The sequence below is a fragment of the Perspicuibacillus lycopersici genome (assembly GCF_025660475.1).
GTDB lineage: Bacteria > Bacillota > Bacilli > Bacillales > Caldibacillaceae > Perspicuibacillus > Perspicuibacillus lycopersici.
On sequence record NZ_JAOUSF010000003.1, the window covers coordinates 111,307 to 132,458 of the forward strand.

The 21,152-nt window shown below is 36.1% G+C and carries 23 protein-coding genes; 5 read left to right on the plus strand and 18 right to left on the minus strand.

Going from position 1 to position 21,152, the window contains the following annotated elements; all coding sequences use genetic code 11:
• Nucleotides 1–372: 372 nt before the first annotated feature.
• The 4 genes from dapF to OEV98_RS08540 all read right to left on the minus strand — a co-directional run bounded on the left by dapF (nucleotide 373) and on the right by OEV98_RS08540 (nucleotide 3,591).
• On the minus strand, nucleotides 373–1,374 hold the full coding sequence (dapF, locus tag OEV98_RS08525) for a diaminopimelate epimerase (protein WP_263072845.1): 1,002 nt from the start codon (nucleotides 1,372–1,374) through the stop codon (nucleotides 373–375).
• A gap of 100 nt (nucleotides 1,375–1,474) precedes the next feature.
• On the minus strand, nucleotides 1,475–2,074 hold the full coding sequence (locus OEV98_RS08530) for a TlpA family protein disulfide reductase (protein WP_263072847.1): 600 nt from the start codon (nucleotides 2,072–2,074) through the stop codon (nucleotides 1,475–1,477).
• Between the two features lie 298 nt (nucleotides 2,075–2,372).
• A complete protein-coding gene (locus OEV98_RS08535) occupies nucleotides 2,373–3,068 on the minus strand; it encodes a hypothetical protein (protein WP_263072848.1) in 696 nt (231 codons plus the stop codon).
• 199 nt (nucleotides 3,069–3,267) lie between these two features.
• A complete protein-coding gene (locus tag OEV98_RS08540) occupies nucleotides 3,268–3,591 on the minus strand; it encodes a DUF4870 domain-containing protein (protein WP_263072849.1) in 324 nt (107 codons plus the stop codon).
• Nucleotides 3,592–3,982: 391 nt separating this feature from the next.
• Here OEV98_RS08540 and OEV98_RS08545 point away from each other — a divergent pair, with 391 nt between their 5' ends.
• The 4 genes from OEV98_RS08545 (at nucleotide 3,983) to OEV98_RS08560 (ending at nucleotide 7,063) form a co-directional block, all read left to right on the plus strand.
• Nucleotides 3,983–4,552: a GNAT family N-acetyltransferase gene (locus tag OEV98_RS08545; RefSeq protein ID WP_263072851.1), complete on the plus strand. Its 570-nt coding sequence runs from the start codon at nucleotides 3,983–3,985 to the stop codon at nucleotides 4,550–4,552.
• Nucleotides 4,553–4,716: 164 nt separating this feature from the next.
• Nucleotides 4,717–6,081, plus strand: a complete 1,365-nt coding sequence (locus OEV98_RS08550; protein ID WP_263072852.1) for an MATE family efflux transporter — start codon at nucleotides 4,717–4,719, stop codon at nucleotides 6,079–6,081.
• A gap of 164 nt (nucleotides 6,082–6,245) precedes the next feature.
• A complete protein-coding gene (locus OEV98_RS08555; protein ID WP_263072853.1) occupies nucleotides 6,246–6,716 on the plus strand; it encodes an Hsp20/alpha crystallin family protein in 471 nt (156 codons plus the stop codon).
• A gap of 98 nt (nucleotides 6,717–6,814) precedes the next feature.
• A complete protein-coding gene (locus OEV98_RS08560) occupies nucleotides 6,815–7,063 on the plus strand; it encodes a DNA alkylation repair protein (RefSeq protein WP_263072854.1) in 249 nt (82 codons plus the stop codon).
• 44 nt (nucleotides 7,064–7,107) lie between these two features.
• On the opposite strand, the gene OEV98_RS08565 is transcribed toward OEV98_RS08560, so the two are convergent.
• From OEV98_RS08565 to deoD, 3 genes are all read right to left on the minus strand, one after another.
• Nucleotides 7,108–8,589, minus strand: coding sequence for a lmo1851 family serine protease (locus tag OEV98_RS08565; protein WP_317633799.1), 1,482 nt, complete (start codon nucleotides 8,587–8,589; stop codon nucleotides 7,108–7,110).
• 99 nt (nucleotides 8,590–8,688) lie between these two features.
• Nucleotides 8,689–9,531, minus strand: a complete 843-nt coding sequence (locus OEV98_RS08570) for a M15 family metallopeptidase (protein WP_263072855.1) — start codon at nucleotides 9,529–9,531, stop codon at nucleotides 8,689–8,691.
• Between the two features lie 381 nt (nucleotides 9,532–9,912).
• Nucleotides 9,913–10,617, minus strand: coding sequence for a purine-nucleoside phosphorylase (gene deoD / locus OEV98_RS08575; RefSeq protein ID WP_263072856.1), 705 nt, complete (start codon nucleotides 10,615–10,617; stop codon nucleotides 9,913–9,915).
• Between the two features lie 149 nt (nucleotides 10,618–10,766).
• Here deoD and OEV98_RS08580 point away from each other — a divergent pair, with 149 nt between their 5' ends.
• Nucleotides 10,767–10,892, plus strand: a complete 126-nt coding sequence (locus OEV98_RS08580) for a hypothetical protein (protein WP_263072857.1) — start codon at nucleotides 10,767–10,769, stop codon at nucleotides 10,890–10,892.
• Between the two features lie 71 nt (nucleotides 10,893–10,963).
• On the opposite strand, the gene OEV98_RS08585 is transcribed toward OEV98_RS08580, so the two are convergent.
• The 11 genes from OEV98_RS08585 to OEV98_RS08635 all read right to left on the minus strand — a co-directional run bounded on the left by OEV98_RS08585 (nucleotide 10,964) and on the right by OEV98_RS08635 (nucleotide 21,036).
• On the minus strand, nucleotides 10,964–11,734 hold the full coding sequence (locus OEV98_RS08585) for a sporulation protein (RefSeq protein ID WP_263072858.1): 771 nt from the start codon (nucleotides 11,732–11,734) through the stop codon (nucleotides 10,964–10,966).
• A gap of 81 nt (nucleotides 11,735–11,815) precedes the next feature.
• Nucleotides 11,816–12,466, minus strand: a complete 651-nt coding sequence (locus tag OEV98_RS08590) for a hypothetical protein (RefSeq protein WP_263072859.1) — start codon at nucleotides 12,464–12,466, stop codon at nucleotides 11,816–11,818.
• A gap of 148 nt (nucleotides 12,467–12,614) precedes the next feature.
• Nucleotides 12,615–12,845, minus strand: a complete 231-nt coding sequence (locus OEV98_RS08595; RefSeq protein WP_263072860.1) for a YozE family protein — start codon at nucleotides 12,843–12,845, stop codon at nucleotides 12,615–12,617.
• 134 nt (nucleotides 12,846–12,979) lie between these two features.
• Nucleotides 12,980–13,267 (minus strand): YokU family protein, encoded by a 288-nt coding sequence (locus OEV98_RS08600; protein WP_263072861.1) that lies wholly within the window; start codon nucleotides 13,265–13,267, stop codon nucleotides 12,980–12,982.
• The gene (gene kamA, locus OEV98_RS08605; protein WP_263072862.1) at nucleotides 13,260–14,675 is read right to left on the minus strand and encodes a lysine 2,3-aminomutase; all 1,416 of its coding nucleotides are present in this window, start codon (nucleotides 14,673–14,675) and stop codon (nucleotides 13,260–13,262) included. Before kamA ends, OEV98_RS08600 begins: the two co-directional genes overlap by 8 nt.
• Before the next feature lie 93 nt (nucleotides 14,676–14,768).
• The gene (gene ablB, locus OEV98_RS08610; RefSeq protein WP_263073548.1) at nucleotides 14,769–15,614 is read right to left on the minus strand and encodes a putative beta-lysine N-acetyltransferase; all 846 of its coding nucleotides are present in this window, start codon (nucleotides 15,612–15,614) and stop codon (nucleotides 14,769–14,771) included.
• 33 nt (nucleotides 15,615–15,647) lie between these two features.
• Nucleotides 15,648–17,000 carry a 4-aminobutyrate--2-oxoglutarate transaminase gene (gene gabT, locus OEV98_RS08615; protein ID WP_263072863.1) on the minus strand — a complete coding sequence of 451 codons (1,353 nt, stop codon included), beginning with the start codon at nucleotides 16,998–17,000 and terminating at the stop codon, nucleotides 15,648–15,650.
• 9 nt (nucleotides 17,001–17,009) lie between these two features.
• Nucleotides 17,010–18,281 carry a peptidase gene (locus OEV98_RS08620; protein WP_407676500.1) on the minus strand — a complete coding sequence of 424 codons (1,272 nt, stop codon included), beginning with the start codon at nucleotides 18,279–18,281 and terminating at the stop codon, nucleotides 17,010–17,012.
• 63 nt (nucleotides 18,282–18,344) lie between these two features.
• Nucleotides 18,345–19,007 carry a 3-oxoacid CoA-transferase subunit B gene (locus OEV98_RS08625; protein ID WP_263072865.1) on the minus strand — a complete coding sequence of 221 codons (663 nt, stop codon included), beginning with the start codon at nucleotides 19,005–19,007 and terminating at the stop codon, nucleotides 18,345–18,347.
• Nucleotides 18,992–19,684 (minus strand): 3-oxoacid CoA-transferase subunit A, encoded by a 693-nt coding sequence (locus tag OEV98_RS08630; protein WP_263073549.1) that lies wholly within the window; start codon nucleotides 19,682–19,684, stop codon nucleotides 18,992–18,994. Before OEV98_RS08630 ends, OEV98_RS08625 begins: the two co-directional genes overlap by 16 nt.
• Nucleotides 19,684–21,036 (minus strand): aspartate aminotransferase family protein, encoded by a 1,353-nt coding sequence (locus OEV98_RS08635; protein WP_263073550.1) that lies wholly within the window; start codon nucleotides 21,034–21,036, stop codon nucleotides 19,684–19,686. Before OEV98_RS08635 ends, OEV98_RS08630 begins: the two co-directional genes overlap by 1 nt.
• Nucleotides 21,037–21,152: the final 116 nt, after the last annotated feature.

Below are 21,152 nucleotides of genomic sequence, written 5' to 3' on the forward strand. Positions count from 1 at the left end.
AAAATACGGTTGATTGATGCTATCAATCGGTTTCTGAGCTGAATATTGTGCGGAAATCCGCTTGACCGCTCGTTTCCAACGGATTCTGCTCTAGGTATTGTGCGGAAATACGGTTGATAAAATAGGCTACAATATCGGTTTCATTGGTCAATATACGAACGTTCCTAAGAGAAGCAATATATAAACAGGATAACGAATTTCTTTGTTAATAAATAGTTTTTCACCTGTATAAATAACTCGTTTCATGTTACTGCTTATTCCTACTCAACAAAATAAAGTCCATAAATAAAATGCTGGTAAAAGCGGTACTGCACCCGATAAGTTAGCGTTAAAATCTAACCCCTAAGGTGCAGTACATAAATGACTCGCAATTTATATTTGCTCTTTCCCAAAAACAGACAGTATAACATCCTTTGCCTTTTTTTCCATTTGTTGATATTGCAATTCTTCCTCATCATAATGATAGGTTTTTTCCAAATTAGTCATTAACGCCTTTTCCATATCCACTTCAACGTTCCCATCAAACGAATACGTACCATTTCCTATCAAATCAATCCATTGCTTCCCATTTTGATTATGCACGATCGTTTGTACATAGCCACCATTATTATAGACAACAAGTGGTTTTTCGAATTGATGTAGACCTTGAAGAATGGTTACTAGGCTTGAAGCAGACATGGCCGTTCCACATGCATTGGTAAACCCAACGCCTCGTTCATACGTATTGACAAAAACCTCGCCTGCTTTTATTGGATAAACAAAGCTTACATTTACACCGTCTGGAAAATACGGATTTTCTCCATTTACATATTTTGCAATTCTCCCTTGTTCTTCACTTAGGAGTATTTCCTTAGTTACAATAGAAATTAAATGTGGATTTGGAACTGCTACTGCTGTAAAAGTTAATTCATGGGAGAGATAATCTAATTTTTCATTCACTACTTTTTCTAGGTTACTTTTCATCGGCAAGCTTGTTGGTTCAAAAAGCACCGGTGATATTTCTACTTGATAGAAAGGAATATCTGTTTTCGTTTCATGATATTTTTTTACATATAAATCTGCCTTTAACGTTTCGACGATTACTTGATCTTTTCCTGTTTTTTCAAGAATATATCGGCCAGCGCATCGTAACCCATTGCCACACATGGATGCCTCGGACCCATCCGAATTAAAGATTTGCATTACACCATCCGTACGACCACCGACGCTAACAAAAAGAATACCATCCGCACCAATTCCATTTTCCCTATCACAAAGAAGTACTGTTAATTGTTGTTTTTGTTGATACGTAAAAGAACTCGGTAGATCCTTATGATCTATTAAAAGAAAATCATTTCTAGAGCCATGTACTTTTTTAAATGGAACATTTAGCATAAAATTTCTCCCTTGTCGTTTTCTATGTAGTTTAATCCATCTTATCAAATTCGTTCAAAGGATTACAATAAAAAATGCCTGATTGCAATCATCAGACATTTTACAGCTTATTTAATTCATTCATGATGTATTCTTCATTCATTGGTCCTAAATATTTCGATTGAATGACCCCATTTGCATCAATGAAATAGCTTGTTGGAATTGGATAAATTTCGTATGCCTCTTGTACTTTTCCACCAATATCTAAAGGAATTGGAAATGATAACCCCATTTCTCTCACAAATTTCGCCGCATCCTCTGCCGATTCTTTGCCAATCGTTAAATTAATAGCAACAATCTCGATAGTATCCTCGTCTTTAATTTGCTCGTACACCTTTTGCATATGTGGCATTTCTTCTTTACAAGGACCACACCAGCTAGCCCAAAAGTTCAGCAATACTTTTTTTCCGCGCAAATCCTTTAATGACAACGTAGTACCATCTAATGTCTCCAATGTAAAATCTGGTGCTGCCTGTCCGATTTGAAGTCCATAATCTGCAACTGCTTCTACCGATTGTTCACTATCCAACAGTGATTGTGCACCAGCATCCTCTTCCGAATTAGTAATAGAGGTATTATTTTTACCGGATTTTACAATAAATTGATCGACAACAAGCAGTACGGATAATATGAAAATCAATCCAATGAAAACCTGCTTCATAAAATCCCCCTTTACATATAGAAACGCTACTTTTATAGTATGGAGTTCGAAAAGAAATAATAAACCTTTTTATTTTTGACTATTTTCGTCGTAATTTCAATTCGCTGTAGACAAATAGACGAAGCCTTCGCATGAGAGTCTTTCGTATATGACGTTTGCTTAGCTGGATTCTTTCCTTTGAATAGCAACCATCTTGTAGAAAACAATCCTATCATTACTATCAATACTATTTTCGCAGAGTTTAAGGAATCTGTCAGCATGAAATACTGTTCTTCATTCGATTTTAATTCGGAACAAATTATACGTTGTAAACTACCGGCAATATTAATAGTATCGCCAGTTTTTCTTCAGTGGTTACTTTATCCTGAAACAAAAGCACTGGTGTATTAAGACGGAAAATTTTTGTCCAAGAAATCGGTAGCCAGCCCTTTTTTACCTCGGCAATAATTTGATTATCCTTCATAAACTTAAACTCATTATTTTTACTTTTTTTTAGATGGATTTCACTATTTTCTATACTAATATTTCCAATCTCGTGTTTTCCGTTACTGCTTACCGTTCCGAAAAATAGTTTTTCTAGTAAATAAAATTGTAGCTGTTTATTTCTATAAATTACATAGCCTAACTCATTGTCCTTTTCTAATATTGAAAATCGTACCCCTTTTATTGTGTATTTCAGTTTTACTTTTACATTTGCTATACCATTTGGGGAAAAATAGTATAAACAGCCATGATTGGATTCTAATATATATCGATTTAATATTCTCGTGTCGTCTTCTTTCGTAAGTTGTAGCTGTACCTTTTGTGATTTTTTTACATAATATAAGTGAATACTATAATACAGAAAACTTACTGCAATGAATAGGATCCCTCCATAGATTACTTGATTTTTCATTAGCAAATATACGTTGAGTAGCATTCCGATAACAATAAAATATAGACTAATATTCAAGCTCGTATTTCCTAAACGGTGGTAATACTCTTTAATTGACATAGCTATTCCCCTCTATTTCACATCTACTGTGGACTATCTTTTTTTGTTTATACTAAATTATGCTTACGTTTAGGAAATGATGATAGGGAAAAATAGATTTCGTGAAAACTAAATATTCCTATCTTTAATTTTCTCTTAGCTGTTGCTAATTTAATGTTATTTGTAACTAGCCCGAAAATATGGATGCTGCACTATTTAACTATTTAAAAAAAGGAATTGTGAGAGGAACCCGATATATTTTCCCATCTAATGCTTTTACAGCTGCTACAATTGTAAAAATAAAGGATACGATGCCGACGATGGGTAGTAAAAGGAATCCTATTAGTACGATGGTGGATAGAAAGGCAATGAATGTGTAAATCCCATAGGAAATAAGAAAATTGAAGTACTCCTTTCCGTAATAGTCAACAAATGCTGAATCTTCTCTTTTTAATAGCCATATGATAATTGGCCCAATAAAAGCGGTAAAAAAACTAATTCCAAATATTAATGCTGCAAATATCCGATCACTTTGTGTTGGCATTTTATCATTCCCTTCCATTCTATTAATTAGCCATATCTTTTATAGTATATGGACCATTTTTACTTTTATTTCAATAGAGGATGAATATTTATTGGTACATATTTATTTGTTGGAAATGCTACCATTGTGCCCTTTCATTTAAAGGAAAAATTTTGTACTGTTTTATACAAAAATTTTACAAAAAACTACTTTCTTTTTTCATTGTTATCTTGTATTATACCGAAAGAGAGTATGAAACAAACAATTACATAGGGAAGGCAAATGGTGCGCCACCAGGTTACTGGTTCTAGTGGGTTCGATTCCCACCCCGAAATTTTTTAATCTTCATATAAAAAATTTCGAGGGTAGAATCGAACACCTACGATACTGCCCTCTTCGGGAGGGAATTTTAATGTTAAAAAAACGTGACCTCAATGATTGTAGTACTTTATATTCATTAATTACGCACCCTGATGTCTTCCCTTTTGTCCGTCAAAAACCTAATTCCTATGAAGAATTTTTATTTATGACTAAGCAATTAATGGAAGCCGAGGAACGCGGGGAAATAATTTCTCGGACCATTCTTGATGAATGGGGTAGTCCGATCGGGACGATAAATCTTTATGATATCAATAGTCATGCAGGATTCCTTGGTACTTGGTTAGGCAAGCCATATCACGGAAAAGGTTATAACCAATTAGCAAAAGATGCCTTTTTCCAGGAAGTCTTTTTTGAGCTTTCTATTGAAACAGTTTTTATGCGGATACGAGAAGAAAATATTCGCTCACAAAAGGCAGCCGAGAAGCTACCATACGTGATAGATGCTAAAGAATCTAGAAAAACGATTGTAGATAAATTAAATAATAATCCTAATGGGTATAAATATCACTTATACGAAATTAGTAAAGATGCCTATACACTTTACTACAAGCAGAACACCTCTACGGTTGAGGAAGCAGCAATCCAACCATTGGAAGCATAAACGTTCGGGAACACACCCGAACGTTTTTTCATCAAATTTTCGATAAGTTATCGTTTAGGAAAAGAAACAAATTTTCTCTTTAGGTAGTTCTTGAAGCCATTTTTTTGATTGTGTGATATAATTTCGATTATCGTTTTGTGATTGGATTAGAAATGAGGTATAAGATGTACGAAACAAAAACTATAAAACAAAAAGCACGCTTATTTTTCATCATTTTTTTACCGATATTTATTACACAAATCGGTCTGTCTTTAATGAACTTTTTTGATACAACAATGTCTGGACAATACAGTGCACAGGACTTAGCAGGGGTGGCTATCGCAGGATCAATTTGGTCTCCTGTATATACTGGATTAAACGGAATTTTACTAGCCGTTACACCTATTGTTTCCCATCTATTAGGAGCAAAAAAAAATAATGAAGTAGCAAAAAGTATTTTGCAAGCTATTTATGTCGCATTAGTTATCAGCTTACTAATGATTATTGCGGGCGCGCTATTCCTATCCCCTATCTTAAATTTAATGGATTTGGAACCAGCGGTCCGGAAAATTGCCTTTCAATATTTATGTACAATGGCTTTTGGTATATTTCCGTTATTAATTTACAATGTGCTCCGCTGTTTCATCGAGGCACTTGGGCAAACACGTATTACAATGTTCATTACGTTACTTGCTTTACCAATCAATGCAGGATTTAATTATTTATTTATTTTTGGGAAATTCGGCTTTCCAGCATTAGGTGGTGTTGGAGCAGGAATAGCTACTAGTATTACTTATTGGTTTGTTGTCTTCATCGCCATTTATATTGTTCATAAAAAATCGCCATTTCTCGAATATAATATTTTTCGTAAAATATATCCTGTATTATTTACCAAATGGAAGGAACTTTTAACACTCGGTCTGCCTATTGGATTATCCATCTTTTTTGAAACGAGTATTTTTTCGGCAATCACTATGCTCATGAGTAAATACGATACATATACCATTGCTTCCTATCAAGCGGCTGTAAATTTTACATCCATATTGTATATGGTGCCATTAAGTGTATCCATGGCGCTAACAATACTTGTTGGCTTTGAGATTGGTGCAAAACGCCAAAAGCATGCAAAACAATATAGTTGGCTTGGTATCGGTCTATCCGTATTCATCTCGTTATTTAGTGCTACCATTTTATACTGCTTTAAATATGAAATTGCAGGTTTTTATACAAATGATTCTCAAGTATTACAATTAACTGCGGCGTTTTTACTGTACTCTCTCTTTTTCCAAGTATCAGACGCCATTCAAGCCTCTGTACAAGGTGCACTTCGTGGGTATAAGGATGTCAACATAACGTTTGTAACGACATTAATAGCCTATTGGGTTGTTGGTTTACCTGTAGGCTATTCACTTGCTAACTTCACAAATCTTGGGCCATATGGTTATTGGATAGGATTAATTGTTGGATTAAGCGCAGGTGCTATCGGTTTAGCAGCTCGGCTAATTCACATACAAAAGAAATATACAATCCTGACAAGTAAACAGCCGTAGGATAAAAGAAAAAATGTAAACGAAAACGGTCGTGTCTATCATTTGGACATGACCGTTTTTCATTTTCCTCTCCCCCCATCGAATGATTCCTATTGAAACGGAATGCACCCATCGTATCAAAGCGTCATAACGTATATATATACATGGAAAAGAAGGTGAAAAACGTGTTTCCATGGAATTTTTTTGGATTCAATAAAAACGGAAATGATCCGTTTAAACCGTTAACCGATGGCCAATTACAAAAGATGATGGATCAATTATCGAATATGTTCCCAGATTATTTAAAAACCTTCGCTCAGCAAGCCAATAATCCGAAGGAAAATACTCAGCAGCGAAATTCTGATTTAGAAATAAACGAAAAGGTTTTTGAAACACATGACTATGTATATATTCGGATTCCAATAGTAGATGAGAGCGTACTGAAGGCAGTCAAAATTTATTATAGTTTGAATAAATGCATTATCGATGGATTTAAAGGAAAGGATACCCCCTATTCCATCATTTTACCAGCAACCGTAAAGAAGAAAGGGGCGAAGGCTATTTATCGGGATAATGTATTAGAAATTAAAATCCCGAAAAGCTTAGATTGGCAAATGAGTGAAATTAATGTGGATAATATGGAGCAACCGGAATAAGGAAAGGTTCCATGCAGTAAAGATAAAGGATAATTTCATCCCGTTGGGAAAAGCTAACTTTATACCATTAATTCCTGAGGATGAAAGGAAGATGTTTTATGACAACTCCATATCGTTGTCCGAATTGTAAAACAAACAAAACACGATTCAATATTATTAAACAAATGGCCGAATCGGTGAAGCTTGATCCTCAAACAGGCGAAGTATTACAAACGTATGATGAAGCAACTTTGGAGCCATTCCATATGCCATATCGCGGACCAGAATATAAAATCCAGTGTGGTGTATGTGGATTAGTGGAATCGGAAACGATGTTTGCTAAATTTGGAGAAAGTAGTATTTCATAATAATAAAAACAAGGGGATGTTCCCCTTGTTTTTTTACGTAAATTTTATTTCATTTGTTCTTTAATTAATTCTACCGCTTTGCCGATTTGCGGATCTTCTTCCGTAATTTTATTACTCAATTGTTGCATAATCGCGACAGTCGTATCCCCTTGAACAATCCCTGTTTCTTTAAGTTTATGATCTTTTTGGAAGGAAATAACTGCTGCCTTCGTATCTGCATCAAATAAACCATCTACTTTACCAGGATTGTAACCAAGTACTTTAAGCATTTCTTCCATTGAAGAAACTTGCTCGGATAGAACATTTTCTTTTAATTCTAAACTAGGGTCAATATATGGTAGCTTTGCATAATCCGGTAATGAAACAACATAATCTGGTGTTATTCCATTCTTATGAATAGATTCCCCACTTGGTGTTAACCAGCGTGCTGTTGTTATCTTCAAGTTTGAACCGTCAGAGAAATTACCTGCTGTTTGTGCAGTACCTTTACCAAATGTTTTCTCTCCAACTAGTGGTATTCCAGCGGATTCCTTAACTGCAGCTGCGACTATTTCCGAAGCACTCGCACTACCACCATCTACAACAACAACTATTGGCAAATCAAATTTCTCTGTTTGATTGGACAATTGTCGTTCTCTTGTACCATCTTTGTATTCCATTTGATAAATAACTTCACCTTCTGGAACAAACATGCTAGCAATTTCAATCGCTTGTGGTAATAGACCTCCTGGGTTCTGTCTTAAATCTAAAATAATCCCTTTCGCACCTTGTTCTTTCAGGTCTGCAATATGTTGCTTCAATTCTTCTGCTGAATGTTCAGAGAATGAAGTAAGCTGTACCTTTCCGATATTTCCGTCCAACATTTCACTATAGACAGTTTCAATTGGGATAACATCACGTGTGATGTTTACTTTTATTTGTTCATCAATTCCTGGACGAGAAATTGTTAATTCAACGACTGTTCCTTTTTCCCCTCGGATTAAAGTAACCGCCTCGTTCGAACTCATTCCTTGAATATTTTTTCCGTCTACCTCAATAATCGCATCATTTGCCCGTAAACCTGCTGCTTCTGCAGGCGATCCTTTAATCGGGGCAACAATCACTATATTTCCATCTCTTTCTTCAATTTGAGCTCCAATTCCTTCGAATGACGATGAAATACTTTCATAAAAGCTCTTCGCTTCCTCAACAGTCATATAATCAGAATATGGATCACCAATCGCTTCCACCATTCCATTAATGGCTCCATCAACTAATACTTGATCATCCACTTCATCCACATAATTTTTTTGGATTTGCTCGTAAGCATCGTATAGTTTGGAAAATTCTTCGCGATCTCTTAGTTGAATTCTTTCTACTACTTTTTCATCCCCAAACGATAGGGCAAAGGTTGTTACACCTGCAGTTAAGAAAACAAGAACAAACATAATCATGATAAATTGGAACTTCTTAATTTTCATAAATTTATTTTCTTGTTCCGTTTTTTCCGTTTCCACTTCTTGTTTTTCCTCTTGATCCACGTTCATCACCACTTTCAAGGTATCTAAAATAGAGAAAATATAGACTATATTGTATAAGATACCATGTTTTACTAAAATTGAATAGCAAAGAAGTCAAGGTTGGCTCTAGATAGCCTTTGCTTCCTCGAAGAATTCTTCTAAAGTCCAATCGTGTTCATAAATAATAGTTGCCATTTCCTCGCCAACATAACGGAAATGCCATGGCTCATATTTGTATCCGGTAATACTCTCTTTTCCCTTTGGATATCGAAGAATAAATCCAAATTTATGTGCATTTTCCGCTAGCCATTTTCCTTCCGCAGTGTCCTCAAAGCTTTCCGTTAATAAGTAATCAACGCTTGCTCCGGAAATATCCATTGCTAGACCCGTTTGATGTTCACTTTGTCCAGGAACTGCTACAGCTTCCATAGCCTTCTCTTCCCCTTTTGCTGCAACTTCTGCTTGGAAAACCTGATCTTGTCTAGCATAAGAGCGGTATCCAGAAACAGCAAACAAATTAACACCTTCTGCTTTTGCCTGTGCAAACATTGCTTCTAAAGCATCTGCAGCAACTTGTTTCATATAGCTTTTTTCAATATCTTGATCACCAAACGAAAATGCTACATTTGGTCTAACTAAATCAGAAGGAATATAGTCAGATGGCAGCATAATTTCTTTATTAACCAATACTAAAAGATTTTCTACATTTTTAATAACAGCTTGTCCATTCACTTCCTCAACTTCATTAAAGTATTTCTTTTCTAATGTAATCCCTTGATCTTCTGAAGACGTATTTTCTTGTTGCTCACTTGAATCGTTGTTAGACGTTTCATTTTGGCTCGTATTATCGGCTACATTTTCTTTCTCTGTTTCTACACTATCTGTTTTCTCATTATTCTTTTGATTATTTGCACATCCAAATAATAAGGGAGCAATCATGAATGGTATGATAATTCTCTGAAGTTTCATTATATTCACCTATCTTTTTTGACTTTTAACATGTTCCATTTTATCACTCGTTTTAAATGATGAACAGTTATTATTTTTCCCCTTTATGAGGTGATAGAGTGAAAGTTAGTAATGCCAATGCTTCTCCCTTATTTTGTAAAACAATTGAAATATAATCGTAAACAAAAGAGTATTTTTCCATAGAATAAACAGGAGGTGTACTCGAAGTATCGAAGCTTGAAATTTCCCATCCATCATATTTAACTAATAATATTTTTTTCTATAATTAAAAATGGATTAAAGGCATTGTAATTATAGTTGCTTAAAGTGATGAAAAAGCGAGTGACATTTATTGTCACTCGCACGTTTATATCATTCACTAAAACTTTAAATGCCACAAGGTTATTTAATCGCACTATCCAAAGCAACTTCAATCATATCATTGAAAGTCGTTTGTCTTTCTTCAGCAGAAGTAGCTTCTCCTGTTAAAATGTGGTCACTTACCGTTAAAATAGCTAGTGCATTACGGCCATATTTTGCAGCCATTGTATACAATGCAGCAGCTTCCATTTCTACCGCTAAAATACCGTATTGCGCCCATTTTTCATGCTCTGCATAATCATCATAAAATAAATCTGCACTGAACACATTACCAACTTTTAAGTTTAATCCTTTTTCCACACCCGCGTCATATGCTTTTCTTAAAAGATCGAAATTAGCAGTCGGTGCATAATCCATTGCACCACCGAATATTTTACGATTGATTTGGGAGTCATGGGATGCACTCATCGCAACGATAACGTCACGAACTTTTACATCTTTTTGGATAGCTCCACAAGTACCAACACGAATTAAATTTTGCACATTATAGTTTTGCATTAATTCGGTAATATAGATAGAAATGGACGGTACACCCATTCCTGTTCCTTGTACAGAAATTCTTTTTCCTTTATATGTTCCTGTGTAGCCAAACATATTACGAACTTCATTGTAGCAAACCGCATTTTCTAAAAAGTTCTCCGCAATGTATTTTGCCCGTAAAGGATCTCCAGGTAGAAGGACTGTTTCAGCAATTTCATTTTCTTTTGCACCAATATGTATACTCACGTAATTTCCTCCTTGATTTAAACATTGTATGTCCACCAATTAATATACCATATTTGAGAAAAAGTAAAAATGTTCCCCTGCTAATTTTGGATATTTTCTACTGTTTAATACACACTAATAAAGATTTCTATAGGATGGGAGGGATATCCTTGGGAAAAAAACATCGCAATCGTATTAGTCAGAGAAAGAAAAATAATCACATTCCAGAAGAACAAATAATTGCGGAACATGAAGCACATGCGAAGGAAAATTCTGCAACTGGTAGAAAACGGTAATGGAAAAATTTCCGTGTTATTAATAGAAAAGCAATGCCAATTTAGTATGGCATTGCTCCTATTTTATTCGTTTATATATATGCTTTTATTGCACCTATTATCTTTTCTTCCATATAAGGGATGTCTGCATTTGTTAAACTTAGTTGAATTTTCTTTTCATCCATTTCAAAGGCTTCTGAAAAAAATCCCACTAGACCTCGTTCTTTTCTATCCATTTCCATAAATAAATTTAAACGATGATTAGACTGATTTACAAATACTATTTCTAATTCTTCTAATCGTCCTCGGAATATTCCTTCATACGGAACAAATTCGAATTCCTGGATAATCGGTAATCTGTTACGGATAGCGTTAGGCACAAGCTCACAATCTGCATTCCGAAGCGAAAAGCCTAGATTTGCAACAGAATTAATGACAGCTGCCATTAATTCATTAGGAACTACTTTTATATAATCCTTATCTGTTGGATCTATAGCATTTTTAATATCTGCTCCACTTTCTATCCAAATTTTCGTTTTTCCATAAGTTAATGGAGTATCAACTGAAAGTGTAAATGAAAACGGTCTTTCTATTTTTTCATTTGGTTTAATTGTGAAGCATTCGGAAAGCTGGAAACGACCAATAGTAGCAATATCTTTTACCATTTTTTCATCTATTTTACGTAAAAAATTTGTTTTAAGTGTTAAATACAATGATTCGATTTTTTGTTCAATACTGCCTCCCTTGACTTCTATCCGGCCGTTAATTTCTTCACCAACCGTGAAAATATTATTATCCAGTATTACATCAATTTCTGCTCCTCCAATACCTACACTGGCAAATACTTTGTTAATAAACGACATTCAATTAATCCCCCAAGTCTAATATAGAATTCTTTATAGGAAATTTACGGTTACTTAAGGGAAAAGTTTCAAGCATAGTAATTAACTTTCCTTCTTAAATGGATTTTGTGATAATGCTTCAAGCTTTTTTAATATCTCATTCATCTTTCTGCGGTAAGCTAATTCACCAAAGTTTCGAAACAAATACTGATAATCATTGTACATATCTAACAATTCATCGACATCAGTCATTTCCTTTTTCCGACTTTGTGTTTTCGGTGGGGAAATGAGCAATTGCCCTTTTGAGCCTTGTGCTTTTTTCGCATTTAATAATTTTCTAGCATTTGTTTCATTTGTAATATACGTTAATTCTTCCTCAGCAGCTTCTAGCCATTGACCATCTCCGACACGGGAAAGCTCATAAATAATGTCCTCCCACGCAGAGTCTTTGTAACGCCAAATTTCCGCTCGAAAACCGATGATGATAAATAATTCTTGACCATACCCTCTCACTCGTACAATATCTCCAAAGTGAAATTTATATTCAATGTGAATATTTTCGCGTTTTTGTACACCTTTATCGTAATCTTGCATGTACAGGAGATTTTTTTCTCTATATAAATCGTCATGATTTTCTAAAGAATAGAACCATTCACCATCCAGGTTGTATATTTTTACAACGTCTGTTACCGTTCCTTCTTTAGTGACAACCCGATCGCCGATATTAAATTTTGGTTGACCGTGTTTGCTCATGCCTCCTATCCCCTCGCTTTCATGCGGTTTATCTATTATATGCATGCACAAGCAGAAATGAGAAAACCAGCATTTGCTAAAATGCTGGTATCAAGAGGCTCCATCCATCCCATGAGAAAATTCTTCTGTCCTTCATACAATGCTTTTGTTAAGAAAAAGGTTTTTCGATTTGAACATATAGCTCCCAAGCGTTATCAAATACTGTCATGGAAGACAAATAGTCACCATTAAGCTCTAAATAACGACTAACTTCATCATAGTCGCTTGAGCGCGTAGGAAAACTGTGATCATGATAAGCATGATTCGCAAAGTGTGAAATGTCATCTTTCCCTTGCGGATTTCGATACGTCATTAAAAAATGATAAAATGTTTTTGCCATATTAATCCATCCTATATATCTGTTTTGTATCTAATACATTAATATCCAATTTGTTTTTTCTACTATATCATAAATTTCGATGATACATAGGACTAGAAGCTTTGAATTTCATAAATGTGCTCATTTCTTTCCGATTATAGATCGGAAAAATCAAAATAATTCCTTTTCAAAATCCGGGGCTGTTGCATTAATTCAGCATGGGTAATGCTTTTTGGTAATAATTTCGTATTAATTAAAAATAATTGATCCTCTATTTCTTTAATTAATGCTTCCTCTTGATATTCCATAGTGCAATCTAAGCAACGAATACTTGGTGTATTTTCAATTTCTACCGCACGTGTGCCATCCGGCAATTCCCAATAGACAGTTTGCTCTGAGTCGACAATTCGATTCCCTCCACACCATTCACATATCTTACTCATGATCGCCTCCATCTTTCTTTGCAAAATATTTTCGTTGGTCTGCCAAATATTTTTTTTCCTTTAATTGATCGCGTTTTTCCCGAAAATCCTTTAATGTGCTGTGCTCGGGATTGGTTTGATACGTCTTTCGCTTTTCGATTCTTTCTAATCCTTCTGGTACGATGTTAAATTTTGATTCATTCATTAATCCCGCAATTCCAGCATTTGATCGTTTTGACTCCATTTCCGGATATACTTCCTTAAAATAATCATCGGCACGACCAGGTACATAATTTTCAGGCTCAGGATAAGTTGTAATCACCCCTTCAAAGTTTCTTAAAACTACTTTATTTGCGCTTTGGGAAATTAAATAATTTGGTTGCAGTGCAATTTTCCCGCCACCGCCAGGAGCATCCACAACGAATGTTGGAACCGCATAACCGCTCGTATGGCCACGAAGACCTTCAATAATTTCTAATCCCTTGGATACTGGGGCACGGAAATGCCCAATCCCTTCCGATAAGTCACATTGGTATATATAATATGGTCGGACACGAATTTTTACGAGGTCATGCATTAATTTTTTCATAATCGGGACACTGTCATTAATCCCTGCTAATATAACCGATTGATTACCAACTGGTACACCAGCATCTGCTAGCATTTCACATGCCTTTTTCGCTTCTTCGGTAATTTCAATGGATGTATTAAAATGTGTATTTAACCAAATTGGATGGTATTTCTTTAATATGTTGCATAAATTTTCCGTAATGCGTTGTGGAAATACAACTGGGGCTCTTGTTCCCAGACGGATAATTTCTACATGAGGAATTTCCCGTAAATTTTTTAATATATATTCTAAAATTTGGTCATTGATAAGCAGTGCATCTCCACCTGATAATAGTACGTCACGTACTTCTGGTGTATTTCGGATATAGTCAATTGCCTTATCTAGTTGTTTCTTCGGCACTCCCATTCCGATTTGTCCAGAAAATCGTCTACGCGTACAATATCGGCAATACATGGAGCATTGATTCGTCACTAAAAATAACACCCGATCCGGATAACGGTGGGTTAATCCTGGTACAGGGGAGTCCTCATCTTCATGGAGAGGATCCTCTAAATCATATGGTGTTTTGTGTAACTCTTGTGATATTGGTACTGACTGCATCCGGATCGGACATCTAGGATCATCCTCATGCATTAACCATGCATAGTATGGTGTAATATTTAAAGGAATCGTTTTAGCTGATATACGAACCCCTTCTTCTTCATCGGGTGTTAAATTTATCACTTTTTTCAAATCATCTACTGTCCGGATGGTATTGGTTAATTGCCAAAGCCAGTCATTCCATTTTTCTTCTGGGATATCTTTCCAAAGTTCAATATCTTTCCAATGTCGATTTGGCTTATATAAATCGAATTTCATAACCTTCCCCCCATTCATTTACTTATTTAATATGCTTTGTTGCTTCAATTGGAAATTAAAATTAAAAAAATTACGGATATTTACAAGAACAAATTACTTCCCCCCATCTGTTAGTTTTTTTATCCATACATTCATGTCTTCCCATTTATCAAAGATCAAACAGTTCTTCGTTAATCTGCCTCTGTATGCATATCCGAGTTGAAAAAACGCAGCGTTCATCCCAAAGGAAAGCGACCGTGCAATGGAGTATGCACATATAATTCCTTGCTGCACTAATTTATTTTCAAGATCACGCAACAAGATTTTAATGAAACCAGATTTTCGAAACTCGGGTAAGGTTGCACAATCTGTTAGTTCTGCATTGTTCATTTTTCTATTTATTTCAGCAGACGCGGCACTGATAATTTTTCCGTTATATGTTAGGACAGAAAATATTGTATCCTTATTCATTTGCTTGGCAATGTAGTTGGGATCATGCATCGGTGTCGGATAAACAGTAAATATCCTTTGATATAGCGCTGCTAAAGCTTCTGTATCTGTAAGACTTGCTGTGCGTAAATGATAATTTTCTGGTAACGCTTTCATTATTTCCGGTTGTTTCGTATAAACCGACTGAAGAATGTCGTCTTCCTTAATCCAAAAATCACTCGTTATTCGACTTTGTGAATAATATTTCGTGAATACATATGCTGTTTCGCCATGAAAGAAATAATCGATTACAGCTTCTAATTGGTAACCTAATTGCAAAAGCGTGAAAAATGCATCCTGTTCTGTATAAACAATCAATTTTTCTATATTTAATTTCCTAGCCTCATCCTCCAATAAAGATAAGGCTTTCGTTATTTCCCCCGTTACCTCGTCCACTCGAATTCGTTTATTATCGCTATCAACTAAATAAGCTACTTCGAATTGATGATTTTTTTCTTGCTTATACGCCATATTCACGGACAAGTAACTCCTTCCTATATTGAATCAAACACCAGCTTCATCAATTCCTGCACTTACCTCTTCTATACATTTCTTTAATACGCTAAATCCTTCTTCTAATTGCTCATTGGAAATTACTAGTGGACAAAGAATTCTAATGACATTACTATAGAGTCCTGCATTCATCAGAATCAGACCACGCTTATGTGCTCGTTCTAATACTTGTTTTACAAATTTGGCATTTGGCGTTTTCGATCCTTTATCGGTAACAAACTCGAGTGCACACATTGCCCCTATATTTCGTACTTCCCCAAGCTCTGCAATCATTGATACTAATGGAGAAAATGTCTTTTGAAAAAATTCTCCTATTGCATTCGCCCGTGTTAACAAATCCTCCGTTTCGATCGTTTCTAAAACTGCTAATGCTGCTACACAGCCTAACGGACTCCCCCCATAAGTACCACCAATTTCACCTGGAGCACAAGCATCCATGATTTCACTTTTCCCTGTTACAGCACTAATCGGAATTCCTGCAGCTAGTGATTTAGACATCGTAATCATATCTGGTTCGATTCCAAAATATTCGGATGCAAATAGGAATCCCGTCCGACCAAAGCCTGTTTGAATTTCATCAGCGATAAAAAGAATCCCATATTTCTCACATATCTTTTGAACACCTTGAACAAACTGCTTAGAGGGGATAACAAACCCACCTTCTCCTTGAATTGGTTCCATAATCACTGCTGCAATATCTTCTGCAGCGGCTTCTCGAATAAAAAACGCTTCAAATTGTTGGAGCAAATGGGCATCAAGCTCATCTTTATCCATATGTGTATCATGAAAATAATATGGATATGGCAATTTATACGTATCGGTCAAAAATGGTCCAAATCCGTTTTTATATGGCTTCACTTTGCTTGTTAGTGACATTGCCATAAAGGTTCTACCGTGAAATGCCCGTTCGAAGGAAATAATTCCCTTTTTTCCTGTATATTTTCTTGCTATTTTTATTGCATTTTCCACCGCTTCCGCTCCACTATTTAAAAAAACTGTTTTCTTTGGATAATCCCCTGGTGTGATGGAATTAAGTTTTTCTGCTAGCCGAATATATGGCTCATACATCATGACATGAAAGGAAGGATGAATATATTGGGTTAGTTGGCTTTTTACCGCTTCTACTACTTTTACTGGAGTATGACCGACATTTAATGTGCCAATAGCACCTGCAAAATCAATAAAAACATTGCCATCAACATCCTCTAATAATGCCCCATTTCCTTTTTGTGCAAAGGATGGAATTGTATGAAATGGACCATTCGGCACTGCCTTAGCTTTACGTTCTAGCAATTTCTTCGCCTTCGGACCGGGAATATCCGTTTTTATTTGAATATATGGCATCCTATCACCTCATGATAATTCATCAATTTCGCACCATTGTAACACCGCTTGAACAATTGTCTTTGCTGCGATAAAGACTTTCTCTAATTCGATATATTCGTTGCTATCATGTGCTAGCGCAGTAGTTCCTGGTCCAAAAATAACAACTGGAATTTTCCCTGCATGATAAAGCATCCCCCCATCTGTCCCCCATGGAGAGGCTTCTATGACGGCATCTGTACCGGTAATATTTTTATAGGAATCTTGTAATATAGTAACTAGCTGATGGTCCTTTTCAATTGTACTTGGCAGCCATCTTGCACCAAACCATTCCAAAGTAGGTGGCTTTTGATTAAACCAAGGATCCTCTTTAATTAATAGCTGGAGTGTTTGATCCATATCTACCATTGCATCCTCTACCATTTCTTCTGGCTTAACCCCCATACGCCCTTCCAATACGACAAGATCTGGAACAGATGATGGCCAGCTCCCACTTGCAATTTTTCCTATATTAATAGGGACTGGAATAGGAATATTTTTATATAACGGATCATGAATGGACGCATTTCTTCTTTTTTCTAATTGTTCAATTGCCTGAATCACCTGGATTGCCTTCTCTATTGCATTTACCCCTTCATATCTCGTGCCACCGTGGGCTGACTTTCCAAATACATGTATCCGAAACCATAGTGAGCCTTGTTGCTTTGGAAAAATTTTTAGATTGGTAGGCTCTGGAATAATAGCACCATCTGCATTATATCCGCGCAACACAGTTGCTAACGATCCTGCACTACCACTTTCTTCCTCTATGACACTTTCGAATATCAAATCACCTTTTAATATAATGTTACAAGCTTTTATCGCTTCCATAGCATATATTAATGCTGCAGTTCCACCCTTCATATCAGTCGAACCTCTACCATATAACTTGCCTTCTTTTACTTCTCCACTAAACGGGTCGATTTTCCAATCCGCACGATTTCCGATTGGTACAACATCAATATGGCCATTTAAAATCAATGATTTACCACCACCACTCCCCCGTAACGTTGCAACTACATTAGGATTACCAATAAATTCTGTACGATCAGAATAAAAATAAGGATGCTCTGTCGTTTCCTTCCCAATTTCCCAAATGTCTAATGCTAGACCAAGCTCACGACATTTTTCGATGATGACTGCTTGCCCTTTATATTCATTTCCTCTTGTGCTATCCTCCTGTACTAATTGTTGCAAAAAACGAATAAGCTTCGGTTGATTATCATCCATCCACTGATTAACACGAGCCAATGGTTCATTCAATAAATAATCCCTCCTTTTCTTTGGGAAGAGGAAAAACATTTCCATTCTCCTATGCCTAGCAAATTACTCAATAATCGCTAATGTAGGAGATACTGAAAATTTTGCAGTTGTTTGTTTTTTAGCTTCATTCACTGTATATGGTAAAAATATATCCGTTAATATTAAACCATTTTTCGTTACATGAAATACTCCTACATTCGTAATAATCAAGTCGACACAGCTGCTTGCAGTTAAAGGCAAGGAACAGCTAGGAACTATTTTTGAATTGCCATATTTGTCAAAATGACTCATCACTACAATTACTTTTTTTGCTTTTTTTGCAAGCTCCATTGCTCCCCCCATTCCAGGAACACGGTTGCCTGGAACAATCCAGTTTGCGATATCCCCCGTTTCACTCACCTCAAGTGCTCCGAGAATGGTAACATCTAATTTTTCTCTTCTTGCAATCGCAAAGGCAATAGTACTATCAAAATAACTAGCACCTTTTCTTATCGTCACAGGATACCCTGCTGCATTACATAAATTTTCATCTTCCTCTCCTTTTTTTGGGCTTGGGCCCATGCCAATAATGCCGTTTTCTGAGTGAAACATAATGTTATTCTTATTTTGTAAATGGTTAAGTACTAATGATGGAATGCCAATACCTAGATTGACAACCATCCCATCTTCTATTTCTGCCGCTGCTCTTTTTGCAATTCGATTGCGATCCTCTATTGCCATACCCATTTCCAATTCACCCCTTGTGTTGGAACAATATAATCAATAAAGACACCGGGAGTAATGACATCCTCGGGATGAATGCTACCGAGTGGAACAATTTCGTCCACTTCAGCAATCGTAATGTCTCCTGCCATTGCAACGAGTGGATTCGTATTTCTAGCACTTTTATCATACGTTAAATTTCCATAAGGATCGGATTGCTTCGCATATACGATTGATACTTCCGCTGTTAACGATTGCTCTACCAAATATTTCTTACCGTTGATTGTAACCATTTGTTTTCCTTGTTTCGTTTGTTCATTTTCGATACCAATATCAGTAACAATTCCTCCCAACCCTACACCGCCTGCACGAATCCGTTCCACTAATGTTCCTTGTGGAGAAAATTCAATTTCTAGCTTTCCTTCATTCATCAGCTTTCCTGCGATTGGATTGGAGCCAATATGAGATACGGTGATTTTTTTTGCCCGTTCATGACTTATTAATTTTCCTATTCCGATATTCGGAAATCCGGTATCATTCCCAATTAAATACAAATCCTTAATACCTAATTCAAGAATAAATTCAATGACACTTGGTGGGGTTCCAATTCCGCCGAAACCACCATACATTAGTGACATATTATGATGAAAATATTTGGCTAGCTCTTTATATGTCGTGATTTTTCCAAATGGATTTTCCATCATTCTCTTCCTCTTTCATCAAGCATTTGTGCTTCAAATTCGTCCATCGTTTGTTCCAGACGTAGGATTAATTCATCGATTTCTTCCTTTGTAATGGTCAATGGTGGGGCTACAATGACGGCATCGCCATGTATGCCATCATTTCCAGCCTGTGATGGGTATAGGAGCAAGCCCTTTTCCTTCGCTATCCGGATCAACTCGAATGTTGCTTGTTGACTTCGTGGAAACGGCTGTTTCGTTATGCGATTCAAAACAATTTCCAGTCCGATCAATAATCCGAGGCCGCGAACATCTCCTATAGTGTGATATTTTCCTTGAAAACTCTTTAACTGATTGATTAAATATTCCCCTTTATCCCCAACAGCTTCTATTACTTTATTACTCTCTAAAAATTCCAAGACAGCTAAACCCGCAGCAGTGGATGCTGGGTTCGCACTTAATGTATGACCACTCATAATAGATTTGGAGCCACTTCTAATTGGTTCCAATATCCGTTTGTGAACAATCGTTGCTGCCAATGGACTATATCCTGCACTCAATCCCTTTCCTAATGCTACAATATCAGGAACAACTCCCCAATGCTCTATTCCTAGCATTTTCCCAGTACGTCCACACCCTGTCATTACTTCATCGGCTATAAATAAAATATCGTATTTTTTGCAGATCTCGGCAATTTTGCCATAGTAATCCTTCGGTGGAGTAACTGCACCACCAGCAGCACCAATTATTGGTTCTGCAATAAATGCTGCAATATGATCGGCACCAATTCTTTCAATCATTAATTCTAATTCGTTTGCACATTGTAATTGACATTCTGGATAGTTTAGCTGGAAAGGACAACGATAGCAATAAGGTGGGTTCAATGTAGGATAATCTTGGAGAAGCTCGGTAAAGCGATCTCTCCTTAGTGGATGACCAGACATGGATAATGCTCCATTCGTAATCCCATGATAGCTTAACCAACGAGAAATAACTCTCGTTTTCTTAAAGTTTCCCTTTTCTTGCCAATATTGTATGGCGATTTTTAATGCGGTCTCAGTAGCCTCTGATCCACTGTTAACAAAAAATACTCCGTCAAATTCACTGCCAATCGAATCGATAAGTTTTTTTGCTAATTGCTCAGCAGCTTCATTGGTAAATTGGGAACGATAAACAAATGAGACTCTTTTCCCTTGTTCATTAATTTTGTTCAAGACTTCTTGAATTCCATGACCGATATTAGCTGTCACTGCGCCTGAACAGCCATCTATATACTCTTTGCCAGTGACATCATAAAGATAAATACCACTTCCATGAGAAATCATAGGAAGCTCTTCATCTACTATCGGTTTGATTACATAGGATTTATTCATGGCCATTTACGCCTCCTTTAAAAGTAAGGCAACAATGAAAAACGAAACGTTGGCAGAAATCATAAAACGACCAACTATTGATGGAATATACTTACCGTTATTCTGGTATATTGTAT